The organism is Acidovorax temperans (assembly GCF_006716905.1).
GTDB classification, from domain to species: domain Bacteria; phylum Pseudomonadota; class Gammaproteobacteria; order Burkholderiales; family Burkholderiaceae_C; genus Acidovorax; species Acidovorax temperans.
The window spans coordinates 412,458-438,902 of sequence record NZ_VFPV01000003.1 but is presented as its reverse complement, the minus strand read 5'-3'; the positions used below and the strand labels follow the sequence as shown (position 1 = coordinate 438,902).

Genomic DNA, 26,445 nt, shown 5'->3' with positions numbered 1-26,445 from the left:
TAAGCTGCCAAGGGTAACCGAGTTTGAAGAAAAAATGGTGCTGGGGCACGGTGAATAAGCGCTGGCAGCTATCAATAAAATAGCGAAAAAGCGTGGCTGGGCCAGCACTGGCGCACACCCGCCTTGCTTGGGTTCACGGTGCAGGGTATGGCCGCCAGCGTTGTTGGCGCACTGGTTCAGGCCGCGGCTTGCAGGCGCACTTCGTAGCTGGTGCTGCCCTGGGCCCATTGCACCAGGCGGTCAATGTTGGGGTGCTTGCCGGGGTTGGCGTGGGCGTCGGCTGTGTGCTCGGCGTACCACTCCAGGCCCAGGCTGGCGGCGGCGGGGGTGATGTGGCCGCCGTACAGCGCGGCCAGCGCGGCATACAGTGCCAGCGAACCGGCCTGGCCCGGCTTGTTTTCGAGGGTGGCCACCACTTGGCCGCCAGCGTCCAGCACTTGCAGGGACGTGAGGTGGGCGGCAGAGGGCAGTTGCTTGAGGCGGTCAGCGAAGTTCATGGGGGCAAGTTCCAAAAGAAGAAGGGGCCGGCGCATTGCTGCGCCAGCCCCAGGGGTGATCCAACGGGCCTGCCATCTCAAAGGCAGGCCACAGCGCAGGGGCGTGAAGTTAACCCACTTTCGCGCCCTGCGTCGCGTTCCTCCGCAACGCTCGCTTACTTCTTCAGGTCGAAGCGGTCGAGGTTCATCACCTTGGTCCATGCGGCCACAAAGTCGCGCACAAACTTGGGCATTGCATCGGCCTGGGCGTACACCTCGGCAATGGCCCGCAGTTGCGAGTTGGAACCGAACACCAAGTCCACTCGGGTGCCTGTCCACTTCACAGCGCCGGTTTGGCGGTCGCGGCCTTCATACACCTCGTTGGCGGGCGATGCGGGGCTCCAGGCGGTGCCCATGTCCAGCAGGTTGGTGAAGAAGTCGTTCGTCAACTGCCCGGCACGCTGGGTGAACACTCCGTGCTGTGTGCCACCCACGTTGGTGCCGATGACACGCAGGCCTGCCACCAGCACGCTCATTTCGGGCGCGCTCAGGGTCAGCAACTGTGCTTTGTCGATGAGCAAGGCCTCGGCGGGCACGCTGTACGTCTTCTTCTGGTAGTTGCGGAAGCCGTCGGCCACGGGCTCCAGCACGGCGAACGATTCCACATCGGTCTGCGCCTGGCTGGCGTCGGTGCGGCCGGGGGTGAAGGGCACTTGCACCGACTGGCCTGCGGCCTGGGCAGCGGCTTCCACACCAGCGTTGCCCGCCAGCACGATCAGGTCGGCCAGGGATACCTTCTTGCCACCGGTTTGTGCAGCATTGAATGCAGCCTGGATGCCTTCGAGCACGCCCAGCACCTTGGCCAGCTGGGCGGGCTGGTTGGCTTCCCAGTCCTTTTGCGGTGCCAGGCGGATGCGTGCACCGTTGGCACCGCCGCGCTTGTCCGACCCACGGAAGGTGGATGCCGAGGCCCAGGCGGTAGACACCAGCTCGGCCACCGTCAGGCCCGATGCCAGCACCTGGGCCTTGAGTTCGGCCGCATCCTTGGCGTCGATCAATGCGTGGTCCACCGCAGGCAGCGGGTCTTGCCAGATGAGGTCTTCGGCCGGCACTTCAGGGCCCTTGTACAAGGCCTTGGGGCCCATGTCGCGGTGGGTCAGCTTGAACCAGGCGCGGGCGAAGGCGTCGGCAAACTCGGCGGGGTTCTGGTGGAAGCGGCGGGCAATCTTCTCGTACGCTGGGTCCATGCGCAGCGAGAGGTCGGCCGTGGTCATCATGGGCGGGTGCTTCTTGCTGGGGTCGTGCGCGTCAGGGATCATGTGCTCGGGCTTCACGTCCTTGGCCACCCACTGGTGCGCGCCGGATGGGCTCTTGGTCAGCTCCCACTCGTAGCCAAACAGCATGTCGAAGTAGCCGTTGTCCCAGGTGGTGGGGTTGGGCTTCCAGGCGCCTTCAATGCCGCTGGTGGTGGTGTGCACGCCCTTGCCGGTGCCAAACTGGTTGATCCAGCCCAGGCCCTGCGCTTCCAGCGGGGCGGCTTCGGGTTCGGGGCCCACCAGCTTGGGGTCGCCCGCGCCGTGGGCCTTGCCAAAGGTGTGGCCGCCAGCCACCAGGGCCACGGTTTCTTCGTCGTTCATGGCCATGCGGGCAAAGGTTTCGCGCACATCGCGGCCGCTGGCCACGGGGTCGGGCTTGCCGTCCGGGCCTTCGGGGTTCACGTAGATCAGGCCCATCTGCACGGCGGCCAGGGGGGGTTCCAGGTCGCGCTCGCCGCTGTAGCGGCTATTCGGCTTGTCGCTGGTGGCCAGCCATTCGGCTTCCGAACCCCAATAGATGTCTTCTTCAGGCTGCCAGATGTCGGCACGGCCACCGGCAAAGCCGAAGGTCTTGAAGCCCATGGATTCGAGCGCCACGTTGCCCGCCAGGATCATCAGGTCGGCCCACGAGATGGCGTTGCCGTACTTTTGCTTGATGGGCCACAGCAGGCGGCGGGCCTTGTCCAGGTTGCCGTTGTCGGGCCAGCTGTTCAGCGGGGCAAAACGCTGGTTGCCCGTGCCTGCGCCGCCACGGCCATCGCTGGTGCGGTAGGTGCCGGCACTGTGCCAGGCCATGCGGATGAACAGGCCGCCGTAGTGGCCCCAGTCGGCGGGCCACCAGTCTTGCGAATCGGTCATCAAGGCCTGGAGGTCCGCCTTGAGGGCGGCGTAATCCAGTTTTTCAAAAGCAGCGGCGTAGTCAAAGTCCTCGCCCAGCGGGTTGGATGCAGGGGCGTGCTGGTGCAGGATGCCCAGGTTCAGCTGGTTGGGCCACCAGTCGCGGTTGGATTGGCGGGTGGTAGCAGTCTTTGCGCCTTGCACGCTGGCTTGCGCGCCGGTGAAAGGGCATTTGGCTTCGTTGCTCATGGTTCTCTCCTTCTGAAACGGGTGTCTTGCTCAATAGTGAATGAAGGATATTTCAATCGAAGTGCGATGGCCATTTGTTAAAACTAATCGCTTGTATGCACCTGGGCTATGCGGCGCGGCATTGATAAGCATGCAAATGGTTTCTACGCATTGGCACCCCCTTTGCTTTGGCATACCGTGTGCCGCTGGTTCTGCTTGCACGTTCACCCTTTTGGAGCTTTTTGAAAATGACCCCCAACAAATTCCTGGCAGTGGCTGCTGCTGCCGTGGTGGCTACCTTGTCGTTCACCCAGGCAGCCGTGGCTGGCCCCCGGCTCGACAAGATCATGGAGACCAAGGTCATCCGCGTGGGCACGCCGGGCGACTACCGGCCGTTTGCCATCAAGACCGATGGCGGTTATTCGGGCCACGACATCGACGTGATCGAAACCATGGCCAAAGAGCTGGGTGTGAAGATTGAATACGTGCCCACCTCGTGGCCCAACCTGGTCAAAGACCTGCAGGGCGACAAGTTCGACGTGGCCGTGGGCGGCATTACCCGTAACGTGAACCGCATGCGCCTGTTCGACATGCTGCCCGGCTACGCACCCTTCGGCAAAGTGGCCCTGGTGCGCGCGGCCGACAAGGCCAAGTTCACCAGCGTGGACGCCATGAACCAGCCCGGCGTGCGCGTCATCAAGAACCCTGGCGGTACCAACGAAACCTATGTGCTGGCCAACCTGAAGGCCGCGCAGGTCAGCACCCACGACAAGAACGCCGAAATCCCCGCGCTGATCGCGGAAGGCAAGGGCGATGTGATGATCACCGAAACCTACGAAGCCCTGCACTACGCCCGCGTGGACACCCGCCTGCACGCCGCGTTTGTGGATGCACCCCTCACCCCCAAGAACTACCTGGGTTTCATGGTGCCCACGGATGACGCGGACTACACCCGCGTGATGGGCTTTGTGTGGGGTTTGATAGAAAGCCGTGGCGCCATCAAGCAAGCCGCCGACAAGTGGCTGAAGTAACGCCCTGATGCCGCTGGGGCGGGGGCCAGGCACTGCAAAATAAGCGCACCGGCAATGCGCCGGTGACCACACCGGCCTGGCCGCCGTGGCCTTCATACGGCTTTGCCTTCCAACGTATAACCGCGTTCGTTCGCCTTGCCGTGCTGCAGCACCGCCTGGTTATCCGATTGAATGCAAACCCCCATCCCATGACTGCACCCAGCACCGCCAACCCCTCGGCTTTCCCCCCGTCGTCCTACCCCATCGGCACCCCCGGCCAGGCCTGGGGGCCTGCCGAGCAAGCCCAGTGGCGCGCGCGGCAAGTGCGCCAGCGCAGCTATGCCAATGATGTGCTGGCGGTGGTGGAAGGCCTGCGCACGCGCTTTGACGTCAGCTGCTACGGCGAAGTGGCCTACGGCGATGACCGCTACCCCGTTCACGCCATTCGCCCCCGCCAGTGGGTAGCAGGTCTGCCCACGGTGCTGGTCACCGGCGGAGTGCATGGTTATGAAACCAGCGGCGTGCTGGGCGCCTTGCGCTTTGTGGATGCGCATGGCGAACGCTACGCAGGCCGCGTGAACTGGCTGGTGGCTCCCTGCGTCAGCCCCTGGGGGTGGGAGCGTATCCAGCGCTGGAACCACGACGCCATCGACCCCAACCGCAGCTTCCGCCCCGGCACCACGGTGCAGGAATCTGCCGCGCTCATGGCCCTGGTTGCGCCCCTGCGCGGGCAGTTCGCTGCACACATTGACCTGCACGAAACCACCGACACCGACGAATCCGAATACCGCCCCGCACTCGCCGCGCGGGACGGCAAGGCATTTCAGCCCGGCACCATTCCCGACGGCTTCTACTTGGTAGACGACACCGAAAACCTGCAACCCGCCTTCCAGCAAGCCGTGCTGCAGGCCGTGACCGCCGTCACCCACATCGCCCCGGCAGATGAACGCCAGCAGATCATCGGCTCGCCCGTGCTGGCGCCCGGCATCATTGCCTACCCCCTGCAAGCCCTGGGCCTGTGTGCCAGCGCGACCGGCGCGCGCTACACCACCACCACCGAGGTCTACCCCGACAGCGCCCGCACCACACCCGAGGAATGCACCGCCGCACAGGTGGCCGCCGTCTGCGCGGTGATGGATTTTGTGCTGCGGTAGTTTTGAATCAAAAGCGGCTGTAGCGCTTGCCCAACAAGCGCTACCAGCTATGAAATCAATAGCTAACCGCCGGTGGCCTTGGGCAGCGTGCGCTTGCAGCGCGGGTAGTTGGTGCAGCCCCAGAACAGGCCGCCATCGCTGCTGCGGCTGCGCTCCACCATCTTGGTGCCGCAGCTTGCGCAGGTGGGGCGCCAATACTCTCCCTCATAAGCCACTTGCAGCAGTTCCTGCTGCTGCGCAGGCGTGCGGCGGCTGATGAGTTGCAGCAGCCCGGCGCCGTCCAGCGTGTGAATGCTGTTGGCCCGCGCAAACGCCAGGGCCTCGGGCGTGTAGGTGGACGTGGTGGCAAACGTGCCGCGCTTGAGCTTGTGCGATGCCATCACCCCATAAAACTCGCGCAGCTCGCGCACGCCCACGGGTTTGCTCTGCCAGTGCTTGCATTGCACCACCGCCGCCGGGCCCGGGCTGTTGCGGCTGTGCAGCCAAATGTCCACGCCACCATCGGCCCCGTGCGATTGGGCATGCGTCTCAAACCCCGCCTGCGCAAACAGCGCCTCGCACACCGCTTCAAAGCGGCGCCACTCAATCGCGGCAAACACTTCCATGTTCCATGCCACCGCGGGTCCGGCCGGGGTTGCTGTGGGGGCCGCCGTGTCGGTCAGCGTGGGCTCGGTGCGTTGCGCCGTGTTGCGGGTATCGGCAGCAGGGTGGCTTGCAACGCTGTTGGCGGTTTGCAGCGTGGCGCGCCCGTTGCGCTTTTGCGCTGCCGGGCGCGAGTTGGCGGGGGGCACCGCGCGCAGTTTTGCTTCTTTGCCTTTCAACACATAGTGCAGGGCCAGCAGCACCACCCCCAGGCCCAAGGCCGTCCACCCCACCGGGCGCAGCCCTTGGCTGACGGCGGTACCGAAGGTAGTGTTGCCAGCCACCAGCGGGAACACTGTCAGCAGCGCCACACCCAGCACGCACGCCGCCCAGCCCTTTTCGCGCAGCGCACCCCGCGCCCGCTCATGCCGCCTGCTGCGCCCCACCGATCGTGAATAAGTGCGTGCCACGTCGTTCTCCTTGCTAACACGATGGTCTGCGGCCTGCCCGGCAGTTTTAGGCCGCATCAAGTGGGGCAATCCCAACGCCTCAAAGCTTTCTAGGGCTTGTGCAGAAAGCGCTGGGTGCTATCAGTTACGTAGCGCAGAAAGCGGGGTGCCAAACACCTCCCACGCCTGCGCTGCTGCCATGCAACCGCTACGGCAATCCGTATCAAATTACATTTTGTTAACATTGTAAGCAGGTGCGGAGGTTGTATCCAACTTTCCTTCGCCGAACGCTTCAAGCCGTGACGTCGATGGGGACACGCGGCCTTCTTTCGGGCGGCCATGAAGGCAAGCGCGAGCGCACACCTGCTAGCCAGCACAAGTGCGTTGCTGGCCAAGCGTGCGCAGCTTGCGCCACCAGATTTTTGAAGTAAAAAGTGCCTGTAGCGCTCAGCTAGTAAGCGCTGCTAGCTATAAATATGAGAGCAATTTCAGGGCTGTGCCGAACGACAAGGAGAGCCCTTGCAAATTCGCTTCAGCGCCAGCTGCGCCCGGTGCGTAGGCCACTCACTGCAGGCCCACAACCCCCGGCGCCACAAAGCGTGCCGAGGGCTTTCAACCGTCAACACCCCGCGCCAGATTCACCCTCCAGCGCCCCCAGCAGCCGTGCACTCACCTCGGCCGCATCGGGCGTGGAAAACGCCATGTTGTGCTGGTCCGTCAGTGGGCCGTGGCCCGGCTCCATGCTGCCATCAGCGCCATAGCCCATGGCCTTGAACTTCCACACCCCGCCCAGCTTCTTGAGCGAACCCACATGCGCCCCGGTGGCGGTGTGCACCGCCATCACATCGGCGTTCACGGGCAGCAACTGCAGCGGCCCCGCGAGCGGGCCGGGCGGCACGGGGCCGTAGGTGGGGGTGAAGGGATGTGTCATTGATGGCCTGGGCTCTGCAAATTTATGAATAAAAATGCCTCTGGCGCTTGATGAGAAAGCGCAAGCAGCTATCAAAATAATAGTTCAACCACACCGAAACGGCGCTTTTGCTCAGCCACGCCGATGCTTCCAATAGCCGGGTTTGCGGTGCTGGTGCGCGATGGCGAGCACCAGAATGTCTGGGCCATCTCGCGTGTAGACCACGCTGTAGGGAAAGCGCCGCAACCGGCAGCGCCGAATCTCAGGGGAGAGCGGGTGCCACGCTTCGGGAAACTGCTCTACAAGCCGCAGGGTCTTGAGCGTTTCGACCAAAAAAGCATCACCCAACCCTGGCGCTTGTTCTGCATACCAGGCAATGGCTTCGTCCAGCTCTGCTTGTGCTGGCTCCAGCAAGCGGATGTTCATGTGCGCTGGGCGGCGGCAGAGTACTTCGCAATCACATCGGACAAGGCCACCGCCTTGATCTCGCCGCGCCGGTAGGCGGCCAGCCGGTCACTTGCTTCATGGGCCCAGAGCGTATCGAGCGCGGCGTCAGGCTGATCCAGGCTGTCCAGGATGCGCTCTACCACTTGCATGCGCTCTGCGGGCGGCAGTAGGGCGGCTTGGGCGCTGAGGGCTTCGGCGGTGGTGGTCATGGCGGCTCCGGTGGCGTTGGCAGAAGGCTTGACTGTAGCGAGAGGGAAAACTCAGAGGGCATCGAGCGTGTCATGGACGCTGGGCTTTGTGCTTGAAAGCAAGGGCTGCTCACTGCGCTTGCGCAAATATTCCTGCGGACTCTCGTGCAGCACTTTGCCGTCTTCCTCGACCACCATACAGGTGTTGGCACGCCGCGCCTCTTCGGCTGCACGCAACCCTGCGCGTGACAGGGCGGCCAGTGCGGCCTGCGCGGGGTCGAAGTTTGACGAGTTCGCTACGTTGCTCATGGGTTACTCGGCGAAAGGCAAGACCTGACCCTGTTTCACTCTTGTCGTCTCCACGCAGCGCCGAGCCAAACACCCGAACGCTGTTAACGTGGTGGCGAAGCGCGATCTCGCGGATTTGCGAGCGGTGCAGCGAAAGAGCTTCTGAGGGGCGCATGGTTTCGGCTTAGCTAAGCTGTTGTTTGCTGGGTAGACCGGTCGTCGGTTTTGGTGAGGTTTGAATTTGGAATACCTATTCTTCTGAGGCGGGCGCTTGGGACTGCTCGCCGGTCGATCCTTCGATTAATCCAAGTCTTTTGATGAGGCCAGGGTGCACTTTGAAATATCCGGTATCGTCAAAACCTTGGTTTGGATAAAAACACTTATAGCGCCAAGTTTTTGATTCTCCAACTGTTATCCCAAGAATTGAATTGTCGAATAAAAATCGGGCAATTTTTCTGTACTCTGACGTATCGGTTGCAAGTTCTTTTTTCTTGAGCTCCGCTTGATACTCTAAAGATTGAAAGATTGTGTATTTTAAATTTTCAATGCCGGCGAGATATTCCGAGAACTCGGGATTTTGAGTTCTCCATTCGTCGCTCAATTCGTCAAAAAGATACTCGCTATAACCAGGCTCCGCGCTGTAAATAGCCTTTGTGGAGAGCTTTGTGGCTTGATCGTTTACTAAAAAATCGTCTTTTGCTGCTTGGAAAGTTCGACGCAGAAACGCAACCATATCCCTAGGGCGGCACATGGTTCGGTTGAAGAGGTGCCTTACCGGAGGAGTTCGACTCCGCATCTCTTTTTCTTGGAATAAATCTTGAAGTGAAGTGATTTTTGGCTGATTTGCCAAATCTGCATAATAATTTATGCGTGTTAATATTAATTTTTCGATCGAATCTGTGTTCCAGCGGAGATTCTGACTGCAATCTTCGCGGAATTTATTCCTGTCATTTATGTCAAAGGACCAAAATATATCCTCGCGTAAAAAGATGATCGGGCGGATCTTTCCGTTGAATTTCTCTAGCAGGCTGCTGAAATACTCCCCGCCGCAGCCCAGCCCACCTCCCCGCTTTTGACGGAACCGCCTGATTTTTCAGCAGTCTGGGCCTGTTTTGCTCGTTTTTGAGCCCTTTTCTTCGCCCTTTACACCCCGCTGGCACCCTGCAGACGCACCTGTCCCAAGGTGCGCATGCGCGTGAGGTTGTACGCAGCCATGTTCAGCACAAACAACTGGTCGACCTTTTGCAGTCCGCGCACCATCACTTGCCGGATGCTGCCGATCATCTTGGCCCAGCCAAAGCCTTGTTCGATCAGCTTTCTCTTTTGCTGGGAGATGGCGTAGCCTTCGCTGTTTGCAATCGCGTCAGGAACTGCCGACTGGCGCCCCGACTTGTTCTGCGCTACATGGGGCAGCACGTTCATCTCTTGCAGCGCGTCGATGAACTCCCTGGCGTCGTAACCCTTGTCTGCGCCCAGCGTGATCGTGATGGGGTCATCGCCGGGCAGTGCCTGTCGCGCATCGTTGATCATGGCCTTGGCCGCTTCGCGCTCTGCATATCCGTCGGCCTGTGTGACCACGGCGCTGACCACCAGCCCGTGGCGGTTGTCGGTGAGTGTGTGGCCCATGAAGCGCAACTCACTGGCCGTCTTGCCCTTGCGGTACAGCCTTGCATCCGCGTCCGTTGTGGACTCGTGGGTGTCGTTGCTGCGCTTTTGGTCTTTGAAGTTCCCCGCGTCGGTATCGTCGTCGCCCTGGCGGTCTTTGCGCACAAAACTCTTGTGGCCCGCCCAGGCCTGGATCAGGGTGCCATCCACGCTGAAGTGCTCGCCCGAGAGCAGTTCCTGCTCCTGGGCTTGTTGCACGATCTGATTGAAGAACTCGATGACCGCATCGTGCTCGATCAGGCGTTCGCGGTTCTTGCTGAAGACGGTGGGCACCCAAACGGCATCGTCCATGGCCAGGCCAATGAACCAGCGAAACAGAAGGTTGTACTGGGTCTGCTCCATGAGCTGGCGCTCCGAGCGCACGCTGTAGAGCACCTGGATGAGCATGGCGCGCAGCAGCTTCTCGGGGGCAATGCTGGGGCGCCCGCCCTTGATGTCGGCCGCATACATCTGGGCAAACAGATCGTCCATCTTCTGCAGGGCCTTGTTGACCATGATGCGGATCACCCGCAGGGGGTGATCAAGGGGCACGAAGTCATCGAGATGGCGCATCGTGAACAGGCTCTCGGTGAAGGTGTCGGCTCCGCGCATGGATGGCTCGTCTGTCTGGTCAGTGGGGGGCTTGATTGTCGCGGCTGGGCGGCTGTCGCGGACTGTCGGTGGGGAGTATTTCAGCAGCCTGCTAGAGCATGTTCAGATGCGTGCAGCAGGCCAGAGATAATTGTTTTGGATTCTTCAATAAATGAGGTGGTCCATGCTTCATCTAATCGGTCAAAAACGAGAAAAATCCTAATGTTTGAGGGGATTTCTTTAAGGCATAATTCTAGCCAGTTTGTTAGCGCGCTTATGTTGCGGTTCATTATTGTCCGAAGATCGCGCTTTTCCTTTAAATCTTCGAATGAAATTGCTCCGCCTGTTGCTGAAATCCCATCTGTACTGGCGTCTAGTCCTGGAAGCTCAAAGCTAGCTAGGTTGTATAGCTTTTCTCCGAGCAAATCGGTCCAAGACGGAACTGGTTTAGAAAATAAACTTTCTAAAACCTGCGCCGCTTTTGATAAATTTTTGGGTATCTTGAGTTCACGATCTTGCAAGTGTGTAACAACGGCTCTTATAGATTCAATTGATAAAACAAAACGCCAAGAATCCCTATGTTGAAAGCCACCTTCCTTTTGTGAGTCGATCAACAGTTGATGTGCCTGCCAGTTGTAACTTTGCAGCGAAAGGCCAACAACAATATCAGCCTCTTCGAATAGTTCTTTGGGCTTTCTAGTTAGATGCAGAAATACTGCTGTTTTACCAGCGCCTTTGCGTCCGAGTAGTAAATATTGTTTTGGATTGTCAATAATTTCTTTTGATACCCCAGCATCATAGAAATAATGAGTGAGATTTTTGTCTCGCTCGGCAGAAACTTCACCTACGTTGATCCAATCAAGTATGCTGGTCATGTGGATTCCCTTCGGGATTTGAAAGTCACACTGTCATCCGATTTTTGAGGGTCACTTACCCCAAGAATCCTTCAACCCCACCGCCAAGTTAAACACCGGCTTACCCGCCTTGTGGTCAATACGGTCCGCCACAAAGTACCCGTGCCGTTCAAACTGAAACTTGTCGTCGGGTTTGGCATTGGCCAATGACGGTTCCACGATGGCGGTCACCACCTTCAGGCTGTTTGGGTTCAGGCTTTCCAGGAAGTTTTTGCCGCCCGCGTCGGGGTGGGCGTCGCTGAACAGGCGGTCGTACATACGCACTTCGGCGTTCACGCCGTCGGCCACGCCCACCCAGGTGATGGCGGCTTTCACCTTCACGGTGTCGGCGCCGGGGGTGCCGCTCTTGGTGTCGGGCACCACGGTGGCCAGCACTTCGGTGATGTTTCCATCTGCATCTTTAGTGCAGCCTGTGCATTCAATGACGTAGCCGCCCTTCAGGCGCACAGTGTTGCCGGGCAGCATTTGACCGTCCGCCCCTGGCCGGGGCGGATAAAGGCGCTTGTAGCCCTTGGGCGGCACTTCGGCGAAGTCTTCGCGCTCAATCCACACTTCCTTGCCGATGGTGAAGTGGCGCACGGGGCTTTCCACACCTTCGGGTGGATGGGGCAGGGCGGGCAGTTGGCAGGGCTCCAGGTGGCCGGGGCCCATCACTTCGTCCCAGTTGGTCAGCACCAGCTTGACGGGGTCGAGCACGGCCATGCCGCGGTGGGCCTTGGCTTCCAGGTCTTCGCGCAGGCAGCCTTCCAGGGTGCTGTAGTCGATCCAGCTGTCGGACTTGGTGACGCCAATGCGCTCGGCAAACATCTGGATGGCGGCGGGCGTGTAGCCACGGCGGCGCAGGCCAACGATGGTGGGCATGCGGGGGTCGTCCCAGCCGTTGACTTTGCCCTCCTGAACCAGTTGGGCCAGCTTGCGCTTGCTGGTGATGACGTAGGTGAGGTTCAGGCGCGCAAATTCGTACTGCTTGGGGGCGGGGGCGGCCAGCAGGCCACCTTCGCAAAGGCGGTCCATCAGCCAGTCGTAGAAAGGGCGCTGGTCTTCAAATTCCAGCGTGCAGAACGAGTGGGTGATTTGCTCCAGCGCATCTTCAATGGGGTGCGCAAAGGTGTACATGGGGTAAATGCACCATGTGTCGCCCGTGTTGTGGTGCGTGGCGCGGCGAATGCGGTAGATGGCCGGGTCGCGCATGTTGATGTTGGGCGAGGCCATGTCGATCTTGGCGCGCAGCACGGCAGCGCCGTCGGCCAGCTTGCCACCCTTCATTTCGCGAAAGCGCGCCAGGTTTTCTGCCGGGGTGCGGCTGCGGAAGGGGCTGTTCACGCCGGGCTTGCCAAAGTCGCCGCGGTTCACGCGCATTTCTTCGGGGGTTTGCTCGTCCACGTAGGCGTGGCCGGCTTCAATCAGGTATTCCGCCGCGCGATACATGAAGTCGAAGTAGTCGCTGGCCTGGTAGGGCGCGGCGCTGCCGGGGGGCTGGCCGAGCTGGGCCCAGTCAAAACCGAGCCATTTCACCGCGTCGATGATGCTGTTGACGTATTCGGTGTCTTCTTTTTCGGGGTTGGTGTCGTCAAAGCGCAGGTGGCACACGCCGCCGTAGTCACGCGCCAGGCCAAAGTTGATGCAGATGCTCTTGGCATGGCCCACGTGCAGGTAGCCGTTGGGCTCGGGCGGGAAGCGGGTGCGGATCTTGGCGGGGTCGGGCTCGCCCTTGGCGTGGTGGGCGGCGTCGCCGGGGCTGCCTGCCCAGCGGCGGGTGGCATAGGTGCCTTTTTCCAGATCAGATTCGATGATCTGGCGCAGAAAGTTGCTGGGCTTGACGGCTTCGGGGGCTGCAGCGGCGGCTGCAGGTTGTGTGTTGGCGGGGGTGGGGGTACTCATTCGCCCATTTTAGGCGGCGCTTACGTGGCAAATGGCACAGGGGCTGCTGGCGCGTGTACGTCCAGAAACAATATTGCGGCGGTTTTGTGCCATCCTTTTGGCCACCTGGTGCGTTATGCACGGCAGAGGCCAACCCCGCCCGTGGGCCGCCTCCCCTCAAAAAGGAGATTTCCATGACGAAAACCCGTTCTATCCAAGCCATGGCCGCAGCGGCCGGCGTGGCCCTGGCGCTGCTGACTGGCGCCGGTGCTGCCCAGGCGCGTGATGTCAATTGGTCGATTGGCGTGAATTCGCCTGGCGTGTCGGTGGGCGTGAGCAACGGCTACGGTTACCCCGTTTATGTGGCTCCCCCGCCGGTGTACGTGGCGCCACGCCCCATTTATTACGCGCCACCGCCACCCCGCGTGTACTACGCGCCCCCCCCAGCGGTGTACTACGCGCCGCCCGCCGGCCACTATTACCGTGAAGGCCATCGCGGGCATCGCCACCACCGCCACCACCGCCACCACGGTGACCGTGACTGGCGCTGAACGTTAGGGGCCCCTGCGGCCCTGGCTGCGCACCATTCCCCTCGCGCTTCGTGCGTCGTCACCGCCGAAGCGCCTTCCCAGCGCCTTGCCTCTTTGGGGCAGGGCGCTTTTTTGCGGCCTGTGCAAACGGCGCGGCAAAAAGGCGCGGTATTCTGGTGCCGCGTGTTTCTTGTGTTTCCAGAAGAAGCCGCGCTCAGCCTTGCTTGCACCATCATCACCGCCCTATGTCTACTGCCCCGTTGGTTCGCCCCATTCAGCCTGAAGAGGTGGAGTGGTGCGCCGTGCGTGCGCAGGGGCCGGGTGGGCAGAACGTCAACAAGGTATCAAGCGCAGTGCATCTGCGCTTTGATGTGCGGGCCTCTGCGTTGCCAGAGGCGGTGAAAGAGCGCCTTCTGGCCTTGCACGATTCACGCATCACGCAAGACGGGGTGGTGGTGATCAAGGCGCAGCAGTTTCGCAGCCAGGAGCAGAACCTGGCTGACGCCATGGCCCGGCTCAACGCGCTGGTGCAATCGGTGGCTGCGCCGCCGCGCGTGCGCCGCGCCACCAAGCCCACATACGGTGCGCAGCAGCGCCGCCTGGCAGGCAAGAGCCAGCGGGGCGAGACCAAAGCGCTGCGCGGGCGGGTGCGCGGCGGGGATTGAGCGGCCCGCGCACACCGCGCGGCGGCTACCACCGCTGGGGTGCCACGAAGAGGGTTGATTCGCAGCATAGGCGGAACAATCCGTCCTTGTTCGGCGGCTTTTTCGGCGGGGCGATCTCTTTTACAGTACGAATACTCACAAGAGGTGTTCCATGTCCACGCATTCTTCCGCTCTTTCTACCCCCGCTTCCGCAACCGTGCCTGCACTGTTCGTGTCGCACGGTGCCCCCTTGTTTGCGCTGGAGGCAGGTGAAACCGGCCCGGCGCTGACCCGCTGGGGCCAGGAGCTGAAGGCGCAGTTTCCGGGCCTGCGCGGCGTGGTGGTGATGTCGCCCCACTGGATGGCGCGATCACCCCTGGTGATGGCGGGTGCGCAGCCCGCTACGTGGCACGACTTTGGCGGCTTTCCGCCCGCGCTGTACCAGTTGCAGTACCCGGCCCCAGGCTCGCCTGCATTGGCGTCTGAAGTGCTGGAGTTGCTGGGCGCTGCGGGCATTGCCGCGCAGGGCGATGCAGCCCGGCCCTTTGACCATGGTGCCTGGGTGCCGATGATGCACTTGCTGCCGCAAGCCGATGTGCCCGTGGTGCAGGTAGCGCTGCCCGTGGGCGCGGGCCCGGCAGAGGTGTATGCCATGGGCGCTGCCTTGCGCAGCCTGCGCAGCCAGGGCGTGCTGGTGGTGGGCTCTGGCAGCATGACGCACAACCTGGCGGAATTCTTTGGCGGTGCGCGCGAGCCTGCCCCGTATGTGCTGGAATTCAGCCGCTGGATTGAAGACGCCTTGGCTCGCGGCGACCTGAAGGCCCTGCTGAACTACCGCAGCCAGGCCCCACACGCTGCCCGCGCCCACCCTACGGACGACCATTTCCTGCCCTTGTTCTTCGCCCTGGGCGCGGCGGGCGACGATTTGCGGGCAAACTATCTGAGCCGCGAAGTGATGTACAGCATGCTGGCCATGGATGCCTTTTCGCTGCACCCGGTGCACTGACCGCCACCTGTTGGCTCCTGCACCAAGAGCCCGCCTGGCGGGTGCTGGCGCCCAACTTTTCAACCTGCCTGAGGTGACTGGATATGCTTGATTTGCCACTGACCTTTTTGCAACGCCCCGCCATCGCCACTACGCCCCATCCCTGGTTGCTGGTGCTGATGCACGGCGTGGGCAGCAACGAGCAAGACCTGTTCAGCCTGGCGCCCCAGATACCAGACCGCTTTCATGTGCTGAGCCTGCGAGCGCCGTTTCGCATGGGGCCGGGTTCGCATGCGTGGTTTGATTTTTCCATCGAGCCTAATGGGGAGCGCACCATCAACGAAGCGCAAGAGGCACAAAGCCGCGCGCTGGTGGCGCAGACGATTCAATCCGCCAGCGAACAACTGGGCATTCCGCCTGAGCGGGTGGTGGTGGGCGGTTTCAGCCAGGGCGGCATCATGGCGCTGTCGCTGCTGCTGACCCAGCCTGCGTTGATGCACGCTGCGCTGGTGTGGCACAGCCGCCTGTTGCAACAGGTGGTGCCCCTGACGGCGCCTGCAGATGCACTGCACGGCAAGCGACTGTGGCTGAGCCATGGCACCTACGACAACGTGATCCCGCTGGCCCACGCCCAGGCCATCGCGCACCACATGGCTACGCTGCCTGTGTCGGTGGCGTACCACGAGTTTCCCAGCGCGCACGAGATCCGGCCATCCGAACTGGCGGCCACGGTGGCGTGGCTGGAGTCCCTTTCGACCACGCCGATGGCGTTCTAGCCGTGGGGCGAGCGGGGCGCGGTCTACATCGCGTTACCGGCGCCTCACCCAGCGGGTTTCCAATTCAGCAAGCCCCACTGCGGTAGGGGCGGGGAACGCCTGGCGCCTCAGCCACTCGGACAAGGGTTGTTCCTGTTTTGACCTGAGGAGACCTGATGCCCGATCACGAAACCCCCGAGTTCCGCCCCGCGCCGGAGCGCGCATCGTCCACCCCCCGGGTCATTGCGGCCGCGCTGGCCTGCGCGGTAGCGGCCGCAGCTGTCTGGTGGTACTGGCTGCGCCCTGAACAGGCCACCGTGGCGCCGCCCCCTGTGGCTGCAGCGCCAGAGGCCCCAGTGGCCCCGCCGCCCATGCACGAGGCATCTGGCCCCCAGAATCCTGTGGACGCCCTGGCACCGGCAGACCCTGCCTTGCCTGCGCTGGCCGAGTCTGACCAACGGGTCACGGCCCTGCTGGCCGAACTGCTAGGCCGCGACAAACTGGCGTCGTTTTTGGTGAGCGATGGCTTCGTTCGCCGTGTGGTCGCCACCGTGGACAACCTGGCCCGCGCCCATGCACCCTCGCGCATGTGGCCGGTGCAGCCCATGCCGCAGCGCTTTGTGGTGGATGACCAAGGGGACGCTGGCACCACGATCTCTGCCGCCAACGCAGCCCGCTACAGCGCTTTTTTGACGTTTGCCGAGGCGGTGCCGCTGGATTCTGCCGTGGCGCTCTACGCGCGGCTGTACCCGCTGTTTCAGCAAGCGCACGAAGAACTGGGCTACCCCAAGCAGTACTTCAACGACCGCCTGGTGGCCGTGCTGGACCACCTGCTGCTGGCGCCCGAGCTGCAGGGCCCGCTGCGCGTAAAGCTGACGCCAGTGAACACCGATGTGCCCAACCTGCGCCCGTGGGTGCGGTATGAACTGGTGGACCCGGCGCTGGAATCGCTCTCGAGCGGGCAGAAAATTCTGGTGCGCATGGGGCCCGCCAACGAGGCGCGGGCCAAGGCGCTGATTCGCGAGCTGCGCAAGCGTGTGGCCACCAGCGCGCTGCAACTCCCGCAACGCTGAAGGGTTGGAGCGGTGGCTGCCGCGCAGCTTGCTACAGCGGCAGCGCCATGGTGCGCTTCACTTCCTTGAGCGAAAAGCTCGTCGAAATCTCGCGCACGCCCGGCAGGCTGCGCACATGGGTGCGCACGTAGTCGGCAAACGATTCCAGGTCGGCCGCCACCACCTCCAGCTGGTAGTCGTAGCGGCCTGACAGGTTGTGGCACGACAGCACCTGGGGCATGGCCATTACCTCGCGTTCCAGCGCCGAGGTGGTTTCGGCGGTGTGGTCGTGCAGCGCCAGTTGTACAAAGCCCAGCACGCCCCAGCCCACGCGCTGGCGGTGCAGGTGGGCGTGGTAGCCCGCAATCACCCCGGCTTCTTCCAGCGCACGCACGCGCCGCCAGCAGGGCGAGGTGGAAAGCGACACCGCCTCGGCCAGGTCGCCCACGGTGGCGCGGCCGTCGCGCTGCAGGGCGTTGAGCAGGGTGCGGTCTACGGGGTCGAGCGGGTAGGGGTGCATGGTGGCTCGCAGGGTGATTGTTTGAGGCAAATTTTGCCCTTTGAATATGTTATTGAGGCAAAGAAGGCGAAATTTTGCCCGCCGATGAGGCCAAGAATCTCTACATCCGACCCGCACCCCGCCTGTGGTCGGCCCATCAGGAGACAAGCATGACCCGCACCATCAACCGCACCACCGCCACCGGCTTCAGCACCCGCGCCATCCACCACGGCTACAACCCCGCCGACCACCAGGGCGCGCTGGTGCCTCCCATCCACACCTCGGCCACCTATGCCTTCCCGGACGTGGCCTATGGCGCGCGCTGCTTTGCTGGCGAGGAACCCGGCTACTTCTACACCCGCATTGCCAACCCCACGCTGGCGCTGCTGGAAGGGCGGCTGGCTGCGCTGGAAGAGGGCGCGGGCGCGGTGGTGTTCGGCTCAGGCATGGGCGCCATCACCGCCACACTGTGGTCCATGCTGGAGCCGGGCGACGAAATCCTGGCCGACCTTACGCTCTATGGCTGTACCTTCTCGTTTTTGAACCACGGGCTGGGGCGCTTTGGCGTCACGGTGCGCCATGTGGACATGACCGACCCCGCCCGCGTGGCCGAGGCACTAACCGCCAAGACCCGCGTGGTTTACCTGGAAACCCCCGCCAACCCCAACATGCGTCTGGTGGACATCGTTGCGGTATCCGCTTTGGCCCACGCCCAGGGCGCCAAGGTGGTGGTGGACAACACCTACTGCACACCCTACCTGCAGCAGCCATTGCTGCTGGGTGCCGATGTGAGCGTGCATTCCATGACCAAATACCTGGGCGGCCATGGTGACCTGACGGCAGGCGCAGCCGTGTTTGCCGATGCCGAGCTGGCCCAGCGCGTGCGCCTCTACGGACTCAAAGACATGACCGGCGCCGTGATGTCGGCGCAAGATGCCCACCTGGTGATGCGCGGCCTGAAAACCCTGGCGCTGCGCATGGACCGCCACTGCCAGAGCGCGCAGAAGGTGGCCGAGTTCATCGCAGCCCACCCCGCTGCGGCGGCCGTGCACTACCCCGGCCTGCCCAACTTTGCGCAGCATGCGCTGGCGCAGCAGCAGATGCGCCAGATGGGCGGGATGATCGCCTTTGAGCTGCGCGGTGGTCTGCAGGCAGGTGTGCGCTTCATGGATGCGCTACAGCTCGTCACCCGCGCCGTGAGCCTGGGCGATGCCGAAACCCTGGCCCAGCACCCGGCCAGCATGACGCATTCCACCTACACGCCCGAGCAGCGTGCCGCCCACGGCATTGCCGAAGGGCTGGTGCGCCTGTCGGTGGGGCTGGAAGACCTGGACGACCTGCTGGCCGACATCGGCCAGGCGCTGGACCTGGCCCATGCCATGGACCTGAGCGCAGGCATCAACGCTGCTATCAGCCCCGAGCGTGCGGCAGCGGCAGCGCCGTTTTGTAGCGCACCTGCTTGAGCGCAAAGCTGGAGCGGATCTTCTCGATGCCCGGAATCGGCGTGAGCTGCTCCAGGATGAACCGCTCCAGCGCCGCAATGTCAGGCAGTGCCACGCGGATGAGGTAGTCGGAGTCGCCGCTCATCAGGTAGCACTCCATCACCTCGTCGTGCTCGGCAATGCGCCGCTCGAAGTCGGCCAGCGCCTCCTTGCTCTGCGTCTTCAGGCTGATGTTGATGAACACATTCAGCCCCAGGCCCAGCGCCGCCGCATTGGCCAGCGCCACATAGCGGGCAATCACGCCCGCAGCCTCCAGCGCCTTCACCCGCGCCAGGCAGGGCGAGGGTGACAGGTGCACGCGGCGCGCCAGCTCCACGTTGGAGAGCGAGCCATCGGCCTGCAACTCGGCCAGAATGCGCAGATCGGTTGCGTCAAGCTTCATATGCTGCGATTTCGTTTTGATGCAGCATATTATGCTTTTGAAGTTGTAAATCCTGCGCGTTTCGGCATCCTATTTTTGGAAAACCTTTCTACAGTGTGCTCTCATGAACGCCCCACTGCCCCCCCATCTCCTCAGCCCTCAGGACACTGTGGCTGACATTGACCCCCAAGAAACCGCCGAATGGCGCGACGCCTTTATGGCCCTGGTGGCCACCGAGGGGCCCGAGCGCGCTCGCCTCATCTTGGCCGAGCTGGTGCACCTGGCGCGCACCCAGCAGATTGGCTGGCAGCCGCAGCTCAACACGCCCTACGTGAACACGGTTGCGGTGCAGAACCAGCCCGTGTTCCCGGGCGATTTGGCGGTGGAAGAGCGGCTGGCGTCCATCATGCGCTGGAACGCGCTCGCCATGGTGGTGCGGGCCAACCAGGCGTATGGCGAGCTGGGCGGGCACATCGCCAGCTATGCCAGCGCAGCCGATTTGTTTGAGAGCGGCTTCAACCACTTCTTCCGCGCCCGCGAGGGCCTGGGCGCGGGGCAACACCGGGGCGACCTGGTGTTCTTCCAGCCGCACAGCGCGCCGGGCGTGTATGCGCGGGCGTTTCTGGAAGGGCGCTTGTCCGAGCAAGACCTGATGCACTACCGCCAGGAGCTGACAGCGCCCGCCGCCGGGGCGCAGGGCCTGTGCAGCTACCCGCACCCATGGTTGATGCCCGATTTTTGGCAGTTCCCCACCGGCTCGATGGGCATTGGGCCCATCAGCAGTATCTACCACGCACGCTTTATGCGCTACCTCACGCACCGCAACTTGCTCAACTGCGAGGGGCGCAAGGTGTGGGGCGTGTTTGGCGACGGCGAGATGGACGAGCCCGAGAGCATGAGCGCGCTCACGCTCGCCGCGCGCGAGGGCCTGGACAACCTGGTCTGGGTGGTCAACTGCAACCTGCAGCGGCTGGACGGCCCGGTGCGTGGCAATGGTCGCATCATCGACGAGCTGGAGCGCCTGTTTGCCGGGGCGGGCTGGAACGTGATCAAGCTGGTGTGGGGCAGTGACTGGGACGGCCTGTTTGCCCGCGACCTGACAGGCGTGCTGGTGCGCACGCTGCAAGGCACGGTGGACGGGCAAATGCAGACCTTTGCTGCGAAAGACGGGCGCTTCAACCGCGACAACTTCTTCGGCCAAAGCCCCGAGCTGGCCGCGCTGGCCCAGGGCATGACGGACGAGCAGATCGACCGCTTGAAGCGCGGCGGGCACGACCTGGTGAAGATTCACGCCGCCTACGCCGCCGCTGCCGCCCACAAGGGCCAGCCCACCGTGATCTTGGCCCACACCAAAAAGGGCTACGGCATGGGCGCGGCGGGCCAGGGCAAGATGACCACGCACAGCCAAAAGAAGTTCGACGATACGGACCTCATCGAATTCCGCAACCGTTTTAACCTGCCGCTGACCGACGCGCAGGCCACGGGCCTGGCCTTCTACAAGCCTGCTGAAGACAGCCCTGAGATGCAGTACCTGCGCCGCCACCGCCAACAACTGGGTGGCTACTTGCCGCGGCGCGAGACCGTGTGCGATGCGCTGCCCGTGCCCGCCATCGAAAGCTACGCCCAGTTCGCGCTGCAGGCAGACGGCAAGGAGATGAGCACCACCATGGCCTTTGTGCGCATGCTGGGCACGCTGCTCAAAGATGCGCAACTCGGCCCCCGCATCGTGCCCATCGTGGCCGACGAGGCGCGCACCTTTGGCATGGCCAACTTGTTCAAGCAGGTGGGCATCTACAGCAGCGTGGGCCAGCGCTATGCGCCCGAAGACATCGGCTCGGTGCTGAGCTACCGCGAGGCGCTGGATGGGCAAATCCTGGAAGAAGGCATCAGCGAAGCGGGTGCGATTGCGAGCTGGACGGCCGCCGCCACCAGCTACAGCGTGCACGGCCTGGCCATGCTGCCGTTCTACATCTACTACTCCATGTTTGGCTTTCAGCGCGTGGGCGACGCCATCTGGGCGGCTGCCGACCAGCGCGCTCGTGGCTTCTTGCTGGGCGCCACCTCGGGCCGCACCACGCTGGGCGGCGAGGGCCTGCAGCACCAGGACGGCAGCAGCCACCTCGCGGCCGCCACCATCCCCAACTGCAAGGCCTATGACCCGGCCTATGCGGGCGAGATGGCCGTCATCATCGACGCCGGCATGCGCGAAATGGTGACCGAGCAGCGCGACGTTTTCTACTACGTCACGCTGATGAACGAGAATTACGCCCAGCCCGACTTGCCAGCGGGTGCCACCGAAGGTGTGCTGCGTGGCTGCTATGTTTTCAGGAGCTACCAGCGCTTGATGGGCGGGCGTGAGAGCCCGATTTCATCCAAATCCGTCACCCTGATGGGCTCGGGCGCCATCCTGACCGAAGTGGTCAAGGCAGCCGAGCTGCTGGCGGCTGAAGGCGTGGAGGTGACCGTGCTGAGCGTGACCAGCTGGAGCGAGCTGGCCCGCGATGGCGTGGCCTGCGAACAGCGCGCCTTGAGTGGCGAGGCCGAGCACGGCACGCCTTGGCTCACGCAACAACTGGCAGGCACCGCCGGGCCGGTGATTGCCGCCACCGACTACGTGCGCGCCGTGCCCGAGACGGTGCGTGCCTTCGTGCCCGAAGGCCGCCGCTACATCACCCTGGGCACGGACGGCTTTGGCCGCAGCGACACGCGCGCGGCGCTGCGCCAGTTCTTTGGGGTGGATGCACAGGCCGTGGCGAAGGCGGCGCGGTTTGCGTTGGGTTTATAGCCAAAATGGCTGCTGGCGCTTGATGGATAAGCGCCAGCAGCTATTGAAAATATAGCATTCACACTGCGCAGCCCAAGGTACTGCGGGCCATCGCTGGCGCACAGCTTGTGGGCCATGGCCTTCAGTCGGCCATCGCCTCACGCCGGAAGAACGCATCCAGCACGGGCACCAGGCTGGCGAACTCTTGCGCAAACCGGGCGCGGTTTACAAAGTAGGCCTCGCAGGCCACGGCAAAAAACTCGGATTGCGATGTGGCGCCGTACGCATCGAGCCAGGGCTTTTCCGCGCCAAAACGCTCGGCCAGGATCACGCGCTCGCGAAAGTCCTGGTAGGCGGGCTCCCACGCATTCCACCATGCCTCATACGCCCCGCGGCCCGTGCGCGCGCCCATGAAACCTGCAGGCAGGGGCGGGCAGCCGTTGGCGTTGCCGCTGCGCATGTCCAGCTTGTGCACAAATTCGTGCACCACCACGTTGTGGCCGCGTGCGGTGTTTTCGTGGGCATTGGCAATGTGCTGCCAGCTCAGCATCACCGGGCCGCGCTCCATGGCCTCGCCCAGCAGCACCTGGGCGTGTTCGTGCACCACGCCCGCCTCGTCCATCATCTGCCGCCGGGCCACGGCTTCACCGGGGTGGACCACAATGGTCACGAAATCGTCGTACCAGTCCAGGGCCTTGGCAGCATCGCCCAGGTGCAGCAGGGGCAAGCAGGCCTGCGCCGCTATGTCGATGGCCATGGCATCGGTCACTTCCAGGCCATGGGCGCCGTGGAACTGCTTTTGGTCCATGAACAGTGCGCTGAGCGCGCGCAGCTTGCCCTGCTCGGGCAGCGACAGGCGGGCCAGGAAGGGGTAGCGCTGCAGGGTTTGCAGCCAAAGCTCTGCCGAAATGTCGGGCACGGGGGCCACGGTGGCACGCACACTGCGCCAGAGCCGGTTGAGAAAAGGGGGCATGGTGGGCTGGATCGGGGCCTGCCGTGGGCACGCCCCTGAGTTCAAGACACCCGCTACATGGGGCCCAGCACCACGCGTTCCAAGCCCGTGGCCGACAAACGCAGTGTTTCCAGGCGCGGGGGTAATGCGGCCGCGTCCCAGTCGCTCAGCACCACGCGCTGCAAGCCGGGTGCCAGGGCATGGTCTGCCGGGCGGTGGGTGTGGCCGTGGATGAGTGTGTGCGCGCCTGCGGCCTGCAGCCAGGCGATGGCGCTCGCGTGGTCCACATCGGCATAGACCGTGCCCGACTGCTTGCGCGCTTCACTCTCTTGCCGAATACCGCGCGCCTGTGCGCGGCGCGTAGCGAGCGGTTGCGACAGAAACTGTTGCTGCCAGGCGGGGCTTCGGGCCTGCACGCGAAAGCGCTGGTAGTCCACATCGTCCACGCACAGCAGATCGCCATGGCTGAGCAGGTAGCGCTGGCCTGCGAAGCTCAGCACGGTCGGGTCTTGCAGGCCGGTGATGCCGCAGTGCTTCAAGAAAGCGCCGCCCGCCAGAAAATCGCGGTTGCCATGCATGAAGTACAGCGCAGTGCGTTGTGCAGCGGCCTGGAGCTGAGCGCACACCTGGCCCTCAAAACTGCCAGGGTCGTGGATGGCATCGTCGCCCACCCACACTTCAAAAATGTCGCCCAGTAAAAAGACGGCGTCGGCGGGTGTGGTTAGCAGGTACTGCTGCCAGGCGGCCACGGTGGCGGGCTCGCTGGCCTGCAGGTGCAGGTCGGAAATGAAATCGACCGTGCGCCAGTGTGAGGGAGCAACAAGCTCCTCCAACGGGGGCACGGTCGGGGTCACGGAGTTCGTTTCTCTCAGAGCTTCATGCGCACAGCCATGAGCGCGGCGCATGAAACCGGCGCGATGCAAGCCAGTGGCCGCCGCGCAAGGGCCGCCCCGCCGCGCTGGCGGCGTCTCCCTTCCCGAATTGCGCAGCAATTCGAGAGAAGGGGGAAGGCGCGCAGCGCCTCAGGGGGATGAGGCTCAAAGCGCCACAGCCTTGTCGATGACCACGGGGTCAAAGGGCACGTCGTCGTGGAAGCCCTTGCGGGTGGTGCGCACGGCCTTGATGGCATCGACCACTTCCTGGCCCTTCACCACCTTGCCGAACACGGCGTAGCCCCAGCCTTGGGGGGTGGGCGAGCTGTGGTTCAGGAAGCCGTTGTCCACGGTGTTGATGAAGAACTGGGCGGTGGCGCTGTGGGGGTCACCCGTGCGGGCCATGGCCACGGTGTACTTGTCGTTCTTCAGGCCGTTCTTGGCTTCGTTTTCGATGGGGGCCTGGGTTTCCTTTTGCTTCATGTCGGCCGTCATGCCGCCGCCTTGGACCATGAAGTTCTTGATCACGCGGTGGAACACGGTGCCGTTGTAGAAGCCGCTGTTCACGTAGGCCAGGAAGTTGGCGGTGGACTTGGGCGCGTTCACGGCGTCCAGTTCGAGGGTGATGACGCCTTGGGTGGCGGTTTCAGCCACGTTGATGGTGACGTGGAGTTCAACTTGTGGATTGCTCATTGCAGTGCTTTCTTCAAAAAATCACTTCACCACGGTGGCAGAGGTGATGGTGACGGGGGTGTTGGGAACGTTCTGGTGGGGGCCCTTGTTGCCCGTGGCCACGGCCTTGATCTTGTCGACCACGGCAGTGCCTTCCACCACCTTGCCGAACACGGCGTAACCGTGGCCGTCAGGGTTGGGGGCGTTGAGCATGGCGTTGTCCTTCACGTTGATGAAGAACTGCGAGGTGGCCGAGTTGGGGTTGCCCGTGCGCGCCATGGCGATGGTGTAGGTGTCGTTCTTGAGGCCGTTGTTGGCTTCAAGCGGAATGGGCGCCTTGGTGGGCTTTTGCACCATGTCGGCAGTGAAGCCGCCGCCCTGGATCATGAAGCCGTCGATCACGCGGTGGAACACCGTGCCGTCGTAGTGCTTGTCGTTCACGTAGGCGAGGAAGTTCTCCACCGTCTTGGGAGCCTTGGCAGGGTCGAGCTGCACCACGATGTCGCCCAGGGAGGTGGTCAGCTTGACCTTGGGGGCAGTCTGAGCGTGGGCAGGTGCTACGGAAAACATAGCTGCCAGCGCAAGTCCAGCAAGCGCCAGCACCGATTTTCTTTTGGAAATCATCCAATCACTCCTTCAAAAAAGATTTGCCACTGCTGGCCGCGTCGCGTCCAGTACTGGCGTTTGATGGGGCCGGTGCGCGCACCTTCTGCCACTTCGCCGAACGTTACCACCATGGTGTCGGCCGAGTCCGTCCAGCGCAGGTAAGCCTTGTCCTTGAGGTGGACAGGGCGGCCCTTGAGCGCCTGGGATTCAGCCTGCAGCACGGTGGCCCATTCGGACAGGGGCTTTTTCTTGTGGCTCTGGAAATCAGGCGCGTAAAAGCCGAGCAGACGGTTCATGTTGCCTTCGGACTTGGCAGCGCTCCAGGCGTTGAGCACGGCTTCGAACGAATTGCGCTCGGCCTGCACGCTGTGGGCCTGCACCCACTGCAGTTGCTTGGCGATCACCACGGGGGTGGAGCGGGGCTCTACCGTGCGCAGGATGCGTTCCAGGTCCGGGTTGGCCAGGGCCACGCAGCCATCGGTGGCCAGCGGTGCGCGAGAAAACTGGTCGGGCGGCGTGCCGTGCAGCCAGATGCCGCTGCCGGTCTTGCCCCGCACCTGGTCCAGCGGGTTGGGGTAATTGATGGGCAGGGCACCCGCACCGTAAAAGTCCTTGAGCGTGGCGGGGTCCAGACGGCTGGTGATGAAGTACACGCCCAGGGGGGTGCGCTGATCGCCTTCCGTCGCCTTTTCAATGCCCAGCTTGCCTACCGAGGCGTAGTAATCCGCCACCAGCTTCAGGCCCTTGTCGGTGTTCTCGAACAGGTACAGCCGCGAACGCGAGGCATCCACGGCAATCGCATGCTTGTAGCGCGGCGCCAGTTCCACAAACTGCGCCGGGATGTGGGTGGACGCCGGGCGGTTGCGCTGCGCCTGCACACGCTGGCGTGATTCGGTGCGCAGTTCGTCCAGCGTGGCAATCACCTCGGGCGGGTAGGGCAGGGGGGGCTCCGGGACATCGCCCAGTTGCTTGACGGGGCGCACGCGGGCCGCCAGCAGGTCGCCCACGGCCAGTTGCGCCAGTTGAAAGTTGGGATGCTCGCGCGCCAGGCTTTCGGCCTGCGCCAGTGCTTCGCGCCCCCGGCCTTCGCTGGCCAGCTGGTACACCTTCAGCAACCGCGCCTCGGCCTGCCCGTCTCGCAGTGCGGGGGGTGCCACAGGTGCTGCAGGCTTGGCTGCAGCGCGCTTGGAGGGGGCCGCAGAGCGCTGGTTTTTGGCTGCAGCTTGCTGGGCCTGGGCTGATGTGCGCTTGGGCGGCTGAGACGGTTGTGCGTAGGCGCTGGCCTGCACGGCCATGGCAAGCAGCGTCAGGGTGCTGGCGGTGTGACGAATCCAGGTGGGCATTCCCACCCTGTGGC

At 63.2% G+C, this 26,445-nt stretch carries 27 protein-coding genes; 9 read left to right on the top strand and 18 right to left on the bottom strand.

Annotated features, from left to right (window positions below; translation table 11 throughout):
* Nucleotides 1–176 precede the first annotated feature (176 nt).
* Both BDD18_RS16950 and katG read right to left on the bottom strand, forming a co-directional pair.
* Nucleotides 177–497 (bottom strand): DUF2322 family protein, encoded by a 321-nt coding sequence (locus BDD18_RS16950; RefSeq protein WP_142084593.1) that lies wholly within the window; start codon nt 495–497, stop codon nt 177–179.
* 155 nt (nt 498–652) lie between these two features.
* Nucleotides 653–2,878 (bottom strand): catalase/peroxidase HPI, encoded by a 2,226-nt coding sequence (katG, locus tag BDD18_RS16945; RefSeq protein WP_142084591.1) that lies wholly within the window; start codon nt 2,876–2,878, stop codon nt 653–655.
* Nucleotides 2,879–3,105: 227 nt separating this feature from the next.
* Between katG and BDD18_RS16940 the strand changes: the two genes are divergently transcribed.
* Nucleotides 3,106–3,888 carry a transporter substrate-binding domain-containing protein gene (locus BDD18_RS16940; protein WP_142084588.1) on the top strand — a complete coding sequence of 261 codons (783 nt, stop codon included), beginning with the start codon at nt 3,106–3,108 and terminating at the stop codon, nt 3,886–3,888.
* A gap of 188 nt (nt 3,889–4,076) precedes the next feature.
* On the top strand, nt 4,077–5,021 hold the full coding sequence (locus BDD18_RS16935) for a M14 family metallopeptidase (protein ID WP_142084586.1): 945 nt from the start codon (nt 4,077–4,079) through the stop codon (nt 5,019–5,021).
* 62 nt (nt 5,022–5,083) lie between these two features.
* Here the strand turns inward: BDD18_RS16935 and BDD18_RS16930 are convergent, their stop codons facing one another.
* The 9 genes from BDD18_RS16930 to BDD18_RS16890 all read right to left on the bottom strand — a co-directional run bounded on the left by BDD18_RS16930 (nt 5,084) and on the right by BDD18_RS16890 (nt 12,915).
* A complete protein-coding gene (locus BDD18_RS16930; protein WP_244939126.1) occupies nt 5,084–6,073 on the bottom strand; it encodes a restriction endonuclease in 990 nt (329 codons plus the stop codon).
* 598 nt (nt 6,074–6,671) lie between these two features.
* A complete protein-coding gene (locus BDD18_RS16925; RefSeq protein ID WP_142084584.1) occupies nt 6,672–6,983 on the bottom strand; it encodes a hypothetical protein in 312 nt (103 codons plus the stop codon).
* A 111-nt stretch (nt 6,984–7,094) separates the two neighbouring features.
* Entirely contained in the window at nt 7,095–7,388 is a 294-nt protein-coding gene (locus BDD18_RS16920) for a type II toxin-antitoxin system RelE/ParE family toxin (RefSeq protein ID WP_142084582.1), read from the bottom strand.
* Complete coding sequence (locus BDD18_RS16915; protein ID WP_142084580.1) at nt 7,385–7,618, bottom strand: addiction module protein; 234 nt, start codon at nt 7,616–7,618, stop codon at nt 7,385–7,387. Before BDD18_RS16915 ends, BDD18_RS16920 begins: the two co-directional genes overlap by 4 nt.
* Before the next feature lie 51 nt (nt 7,619–7,669).
* Nucleotides 7,670–7,906 (bottom strand): hypothetical protein, encoded by a 237-nt coding sequence (locus BDD18_RS22140; protein ID WP_170207413.1) that lies wholly within the window; start codon nt 7,904–7,906, stop codon nt 7,670–7,672.
* A gap of 229 nt (nt 7,907–8,135) precedes the next feature.
* Nucleotides 8,136–8,912, bottom strand: a complete 777-nt coding sequence (locus tag BDD18_RS22970) for a P-loop ATPase, Sll1717 family (protein WP_420837337.1) — start codon at nt 8,910–8,912, stop codon at nt 8,136–8,138.
* A 116-nt stretch (nt 8,913–9,028) separates the two neighbouring features.
* Nucleotides 9,029–10,141, bottom strand: a complete 1,113-nt coding sequence (locus BDD18_RS16900) for an IS5 family transposase (protein WP_125958936.1) — start codon at nt 10,139–10,141, stop codon at nt 9,029–9,031.
* Between the two features lie 80 nt (nt 10,142–10,221).
* On the bottom strand, nt 10,222–10,995 hold the full coding sequence (locus BDD18_RS16895) for a P-loop ATPase, Sll1717 family (RefSeq protein ID WP_142084577.1): 774 nt from the start codon (nt 10,993–10,995) through the stop codon (nt 10,222–10,224).
* 51 nt (nt 10,996–11,046) lie between these two features.
* The gene (locus tag BDD18_RS16890; protein ID WP_142084575.1) at nt 11,047–12,915 is read right to left on the bottom strand and encodes a glutamine--tRNA ligase/YqeY domain fusion protein; all 1,869 of its coding nucleotides are present in this window, start codon (nt 12,913–12,915) and stop codon (nt 11,047–11,049) included.
* 173 nt (nt 12,916–13,088) lie between these two features.
* On the opposite strand from BDD18_RS16890, the gene BDD18_RS16885 reads away from it, so the two are divergent.
* From BDD18_RS16885 to BDD18_RS16865, 5 genes are all read left to right on the top strand, one after another.
* The gene (locus BDD18_RS16885; RefSeq protein WP_142084573.1) at nt 13,089–13,445 is read left to right on the top strand and encodes a hypothetical protein; all 357 of its coding nucleotides are present in this window, start codon (nt 13,089–13,091) and stop codon (nt 13,443–13,445) included.
* A 224-nt stretch (nt 13,446–13,669) separates the two neighbouring features.
* The gene (arfB, locus tag BDD18_RS16880; RefSeq protein ID WP_142084571.1) at nt 13,670–14,089 is read left to right on the top strand and encodes an alternative ribosome rescue aminoacyl-tRNA hydrolase ArfB; all 420 of its coding nucleotides are present in this window, start codon (nt 13,670–13,672) and stop codon (nt 14,087–14,089) included.
* 151 nt (nt 14,090–14,240) lie between these two features.
* The gene (locus BDD18_RS16875) at nt 14,241–15,074 is read left to right on the top strand and encodes a DODA-type extradiol aromatic ring-opening family dioxygenase (protein ID WP_066698507.1); all 834 of its coding nucleotides are present in this window, start codon (nt 14,241–14,243) and stop codon (nt 15,072–15,074) included.
* A gap of 83 nt (nt 15,075–15,157) precedes the next feature.
* Nucleotides 15,158–15,829 carry an alpha/beta hydrolase gene (locus tag BDD18_RS16870; RefSeq protein ID WP_066786722.1) on the top strand — a complete coding sequence of 224 codons (672 nt, stop codon included), beginning with the start codon at nt 15,158–15,160 and terminating at the stop codon, nt 15,827–15,829.
* Between the two features lie 155 nt (nt 15,830–15,984).
* Nucleotides 15,985–16,881 (top strand): DUF3014 domain-containing protein, encoded by an 897-nt coding sequence (locus tag BDD18_RS16865; RefSeq protein ID WP_142084569.1) that lies wholly within the window; start codon nt 15,985–15,987, stop codon nt 16,879–16,881.
* A 31-nt stretch (nt 16,882–16,912) separates the two neighbouring features.
* Here the strand turns inward: BDD18_RS16865 and BDD18_RS16860 are convergent, their stop codons facing one another.
* Nucleotides 16,913–17,380 carry an Lrp/AsnC family transcriptional regulator gene (locus BDD18_RS16860; RefSeq protein ID WP_044401006.1) on the bottom strand — a complete coding sequence of 156 codons (468 nt, stop codon included), beginning with the start codon at nt 17,378–17,380 and terminating at the stop codon, nt 16,913–16,915.
* Between the two features lie 149 nt (nt 17,381–17,529).
* Here BDD18_RS16860 and BDD18_RS16855 point away from each other — a divergent pair, with 149 nt between their 5' ends.
* A complete protein-coding gene (locus tag BDD18_RS16855; protein ID WP_066786622.1) occupies nt 17,530–18,822 on the top strand; it encodes a methionine gamma-lyase in 1,293 nt (430 codons plus the stop codon).
* On the opposite strand, the gene BDD18_RS16850 is transcribed toward BDD18_RS16855, so the two are convergent.
* On the bottom strand, nt 18,770–19,243 hold the full coding sequence (locus BDD18_RS16850) for an Lrp/AsnC family transcriptional regulator (RefSeq protein WP_044401012.1): 474 nt from the start codon (nt 19,241–19,243) through the stop codon (nt 18,770–18,772). The two genes, BDD18_RS16855 and BDD18_RS16850, sit on opposite strands and share 53 nt — an antisense overlap.
* A 103-nt stretch (nt 19,244–19,346) precedes the next feature.
* Here BDD18_RS16850 and mdeB point away from each other — a divergent pair, with 103 nt between their 5' ends.
* Complete coding sequence (gene mdeB / locus BDD18_RS16845; RefSeq protein WP_066786626.1) at nt 19,347–22,007, top strand: alpha-ketoglutarate dehydrogenase; 2,661 nt, start codon at nt 19,347–19,349, stop codon at nt 22,005–22,007.
* Nucleotides 22,008–22,128: 121 nt separating this feature from the next.
* Here the strand turns inward: mdeB and BDD18_RS16840 are convergent, their stop codons facing one another.
* From BDD18_RS16840 to BDD18_RS16815, 5 genes are all read right to left on the bottom strand, one after another.
* Nucleotides 22,129–22,959: a M90 family metallopeptidase gene (locus BDD18_RS16840; protein ID WP_142084567.1), complete on the bottom strand. Its 831-nt coding sequence runs from the start codon at nt 22,957–22,959 to the stop codon at nt 22,129–22,131.
* A 53-nt stretch (nt 22,960–23,012) separates the two neighbouring features.
* Nucleotides 23,013–23,792 (bottom strand): UDP-2,3-diacylglucosamine diphosphatase, encoded by a 780-nt coding sequence (locus BDD18_RS16835; protein WP_142084565.1) that lies wholly within the window; start codon nt 23,790–23,792, stop codon nt 23,013–23,015.
* A gap of 183 nt (nt 23,793–23,975) precedes the next feature.
* Complete coding sequence (locus BDD18_RS16825; protein WP_066698174.1) at nt 23,976–24,503, bottom strand: peptidylprolyl isomerase; 528 nt, start codon at nt 24,501–24,503, stop codon at nt 23,976–23,978.
* Nucleotides 24,504–24,524: 21 nt separating this feature from the next.
* Complete coding sequence (locus tag BDD18_RS16820; RefSeq protein ID WP_142084563.1) at nt 24,525–25,106, bottom strand: peptidylprolyl isomerase; 582 nt, start codon at nt 25,104–25,106, stop codon at nt 24,525–24,527.
* Nucleotides 25,103–26,431 (bottom strand): L,D-transpeptidase family protein, encoded by a 1,329-nt coding sequence (locus BDD18_RS16815; RefSeq protein ID WP_244939125.1) that lies wholly within the window; start codon nt 26,429–26,431, stop codon nt 25,103–25,105. Before BDD18_RS16815 ends, BDD18_RS16820 begins: the two co-directional genes overlap by 4 nt.
* Nucleotides 26,432–26,445 lie beyond the last annotated feature (14 nt).

What these genes read in the sequence shown, in the direction of transcription:
- BDD18_RS16950 (WP_142084593.1), bottom strand. Translation starts at nt 497, where the DNA reads ATGAACTTCGCTGACCGCCTCAAGCAACTGCCCTCTGCCGCCCACCTC.
- katG (WP_142084591.1), bottom strand. Translation starts at nt 2,878, where the DNA reads ATGAGCAACGAAGCCAAATGCCCTTTCACCGGCGCGCAAGCCAGCGTG.
- BDD18_RS16940 (WP_142084588.1), top strand. Translation starts at nt 3,106, where the DNA reads ATGACCCCCAACAAATTCCTGGCAGTGGCTGCTGCTGCCGTGGTGGCT.
- BDD18_RS16935 (WP_142084586.1), top strand. Translation starts at nt 4,077, where the DNA reads ATGACTGCACCCAGCACCGCCAACCCCTCGGCTTTCCCCCCGTCGTCC.
- BDD18_RS16925 (WP_142084584.1), bottom strand. Translation starts at nt 6,983, where the DNA reads ATGACACATCCCTTCACCCCCACCTACGGCCCCGTGCCGCCCGGCCCG.
- BDD18_RS16920 (WP_142084582.1), bottom strand. Translation starts at nt 7,388, where the DNA reads ATGAACATCCGCTTGCTGGAGCCAGCACAAGCAGAGCTGGACGAAGCC.
- BDD18_RS16915 (WP_142084580.1), bottom strand. Translation starts at nt 7,618, where the DNA reads ATGACCACCACCGCCGAAGCCCTCAGCGCCCAAGCCGCCCTACTGCCG.
- BDD18_RS22140 (WP_170207413.1), bottom strand. Translation starts at nt 7,906, where the DNA reads ATGAGCAACGTAGCGAACTCGTCAAACTTCGACCCCGCGCAGGCCGCA.
- BDD18_RS16900 (WP_125958936.1), bottom strand. Translation starts at nt 10,141, where the DNA reads ATGCGCGGAGCCGACACCTTCACCGAGAGCCTGTTCACGATGCGCCAT.
- BDD18_RS16895 (WP_142084577.1), bottom strand. Translation starts at nt 10,995, where the DNA reads ATGACCAGCATACTTGATTGGATCAACGTAGGTGAAGTTTCTGCCGAG.
- BDD18_RS16890 (WP_142084575.1), bottom strand. Translation starts at nt 12,915, where the DNA reads ATGAGTACCCCCACCCCCGCCAACACACAACCTGCAGCCGCCGCTGCA.
- BDD18_RS16885 (WP_142084573.1), top strand. Translation starts at nt 13,089, where the DNA reads ATGACGAAAACCCGTTCTATCCAAGCCATGGCCGCAGCGGCCGGCGTG.
- arfB (WP_142084571.1), top strand. Translation starts at nt 13,670, where the DNA reads ATGTCTACTGCCCCGTTGGTTCGCCCCATTCAGCCTGAAGAGGTGGAG.
- BDD18_RS16875 (WP_066698507.1), top strand. Translation starts at nt 14,241, where the DNA reads ATGTCCACGCATTCTTCCGCTCTTTCTACCCCCGCTTCCGCAACCGTG.
- BDD18_RS16870 (WP_066786722.1), top strand. Translation starts at nt 15,158, where the DNA reads ATGCTTGATTTGCCACTGACCTTTTTGCAACGCCCCGCCATCGCCACT.
- BDD18_RS16865 (WP_142084569.1), top strand. Translation starts at nt 15,985, where the DNA reads ATGCCCGATCACGAAACCCCCGAGTTCCGCCCCGCGCCGGAGCGCGCA.
- BDD18_RS16860 (WP_044401006.1), bottom strand. Translation starts at nt 17,380, where the DNA reads ATGCACCCCTACCCGCTCGACCCCGTAGACCGCACCCTGCTCAACGCC.
- BDD18_RS16855 (WP_066786622.1), top strand. Translation starts at nt 17,530, where the DNA reads ATGACCCGCACCATCAACCGCACCACCGCCACCGGCTTCAGCACCCGC.
- BDD18_RS16850 (WP_044401012.1), bottom strand. Translation starts at nt 19,243, where the DNA reads ATGAAGCTTGACGCAACCGATCTGCGCATTCTGGCCGAGTTGCAGGCC.
- mdeB (WP_066786626.1), top strand. Translation starts at nt 19,347, where the DNA reads ATGAACGCCCCACTGCCCCCCCATCTCCTCAGCCCTCAGGACACTGTG.
- BDD18_RS16840 (WP_142084567.1), bottom strand. Translation starts at nt 22,959, where the DNA reads ATGCCCCCTTTTCTCAACCGGCTCTGGCGCAGTGTGCGTGCCACCGTG.
- BDD18_RS16825 (WP_066698174.1), bottom strand. Translation starts at nt 24,503, where the DNA reads ATGAGCAATCCACAAGTTGAACTCCACGTCACCATCAACGTGGCTGAA.
- BDD18_RS16820 (WP_142084563.1), bottom strand. Translation starts at nt 25,106, where the DNA reads ATGATTTCCAAAAGAAAATCGGTGCTGGCGCTTGCTGGACTTGCGCTG.
- BDD18_RS16815 (WP_244939125.1), bottom strand. Translation starts at nt 26,431, where the DNA reads ATGCCCACCTGGATTCGTCACACCGCCAGCACCCTGACGCTGCTTGCC.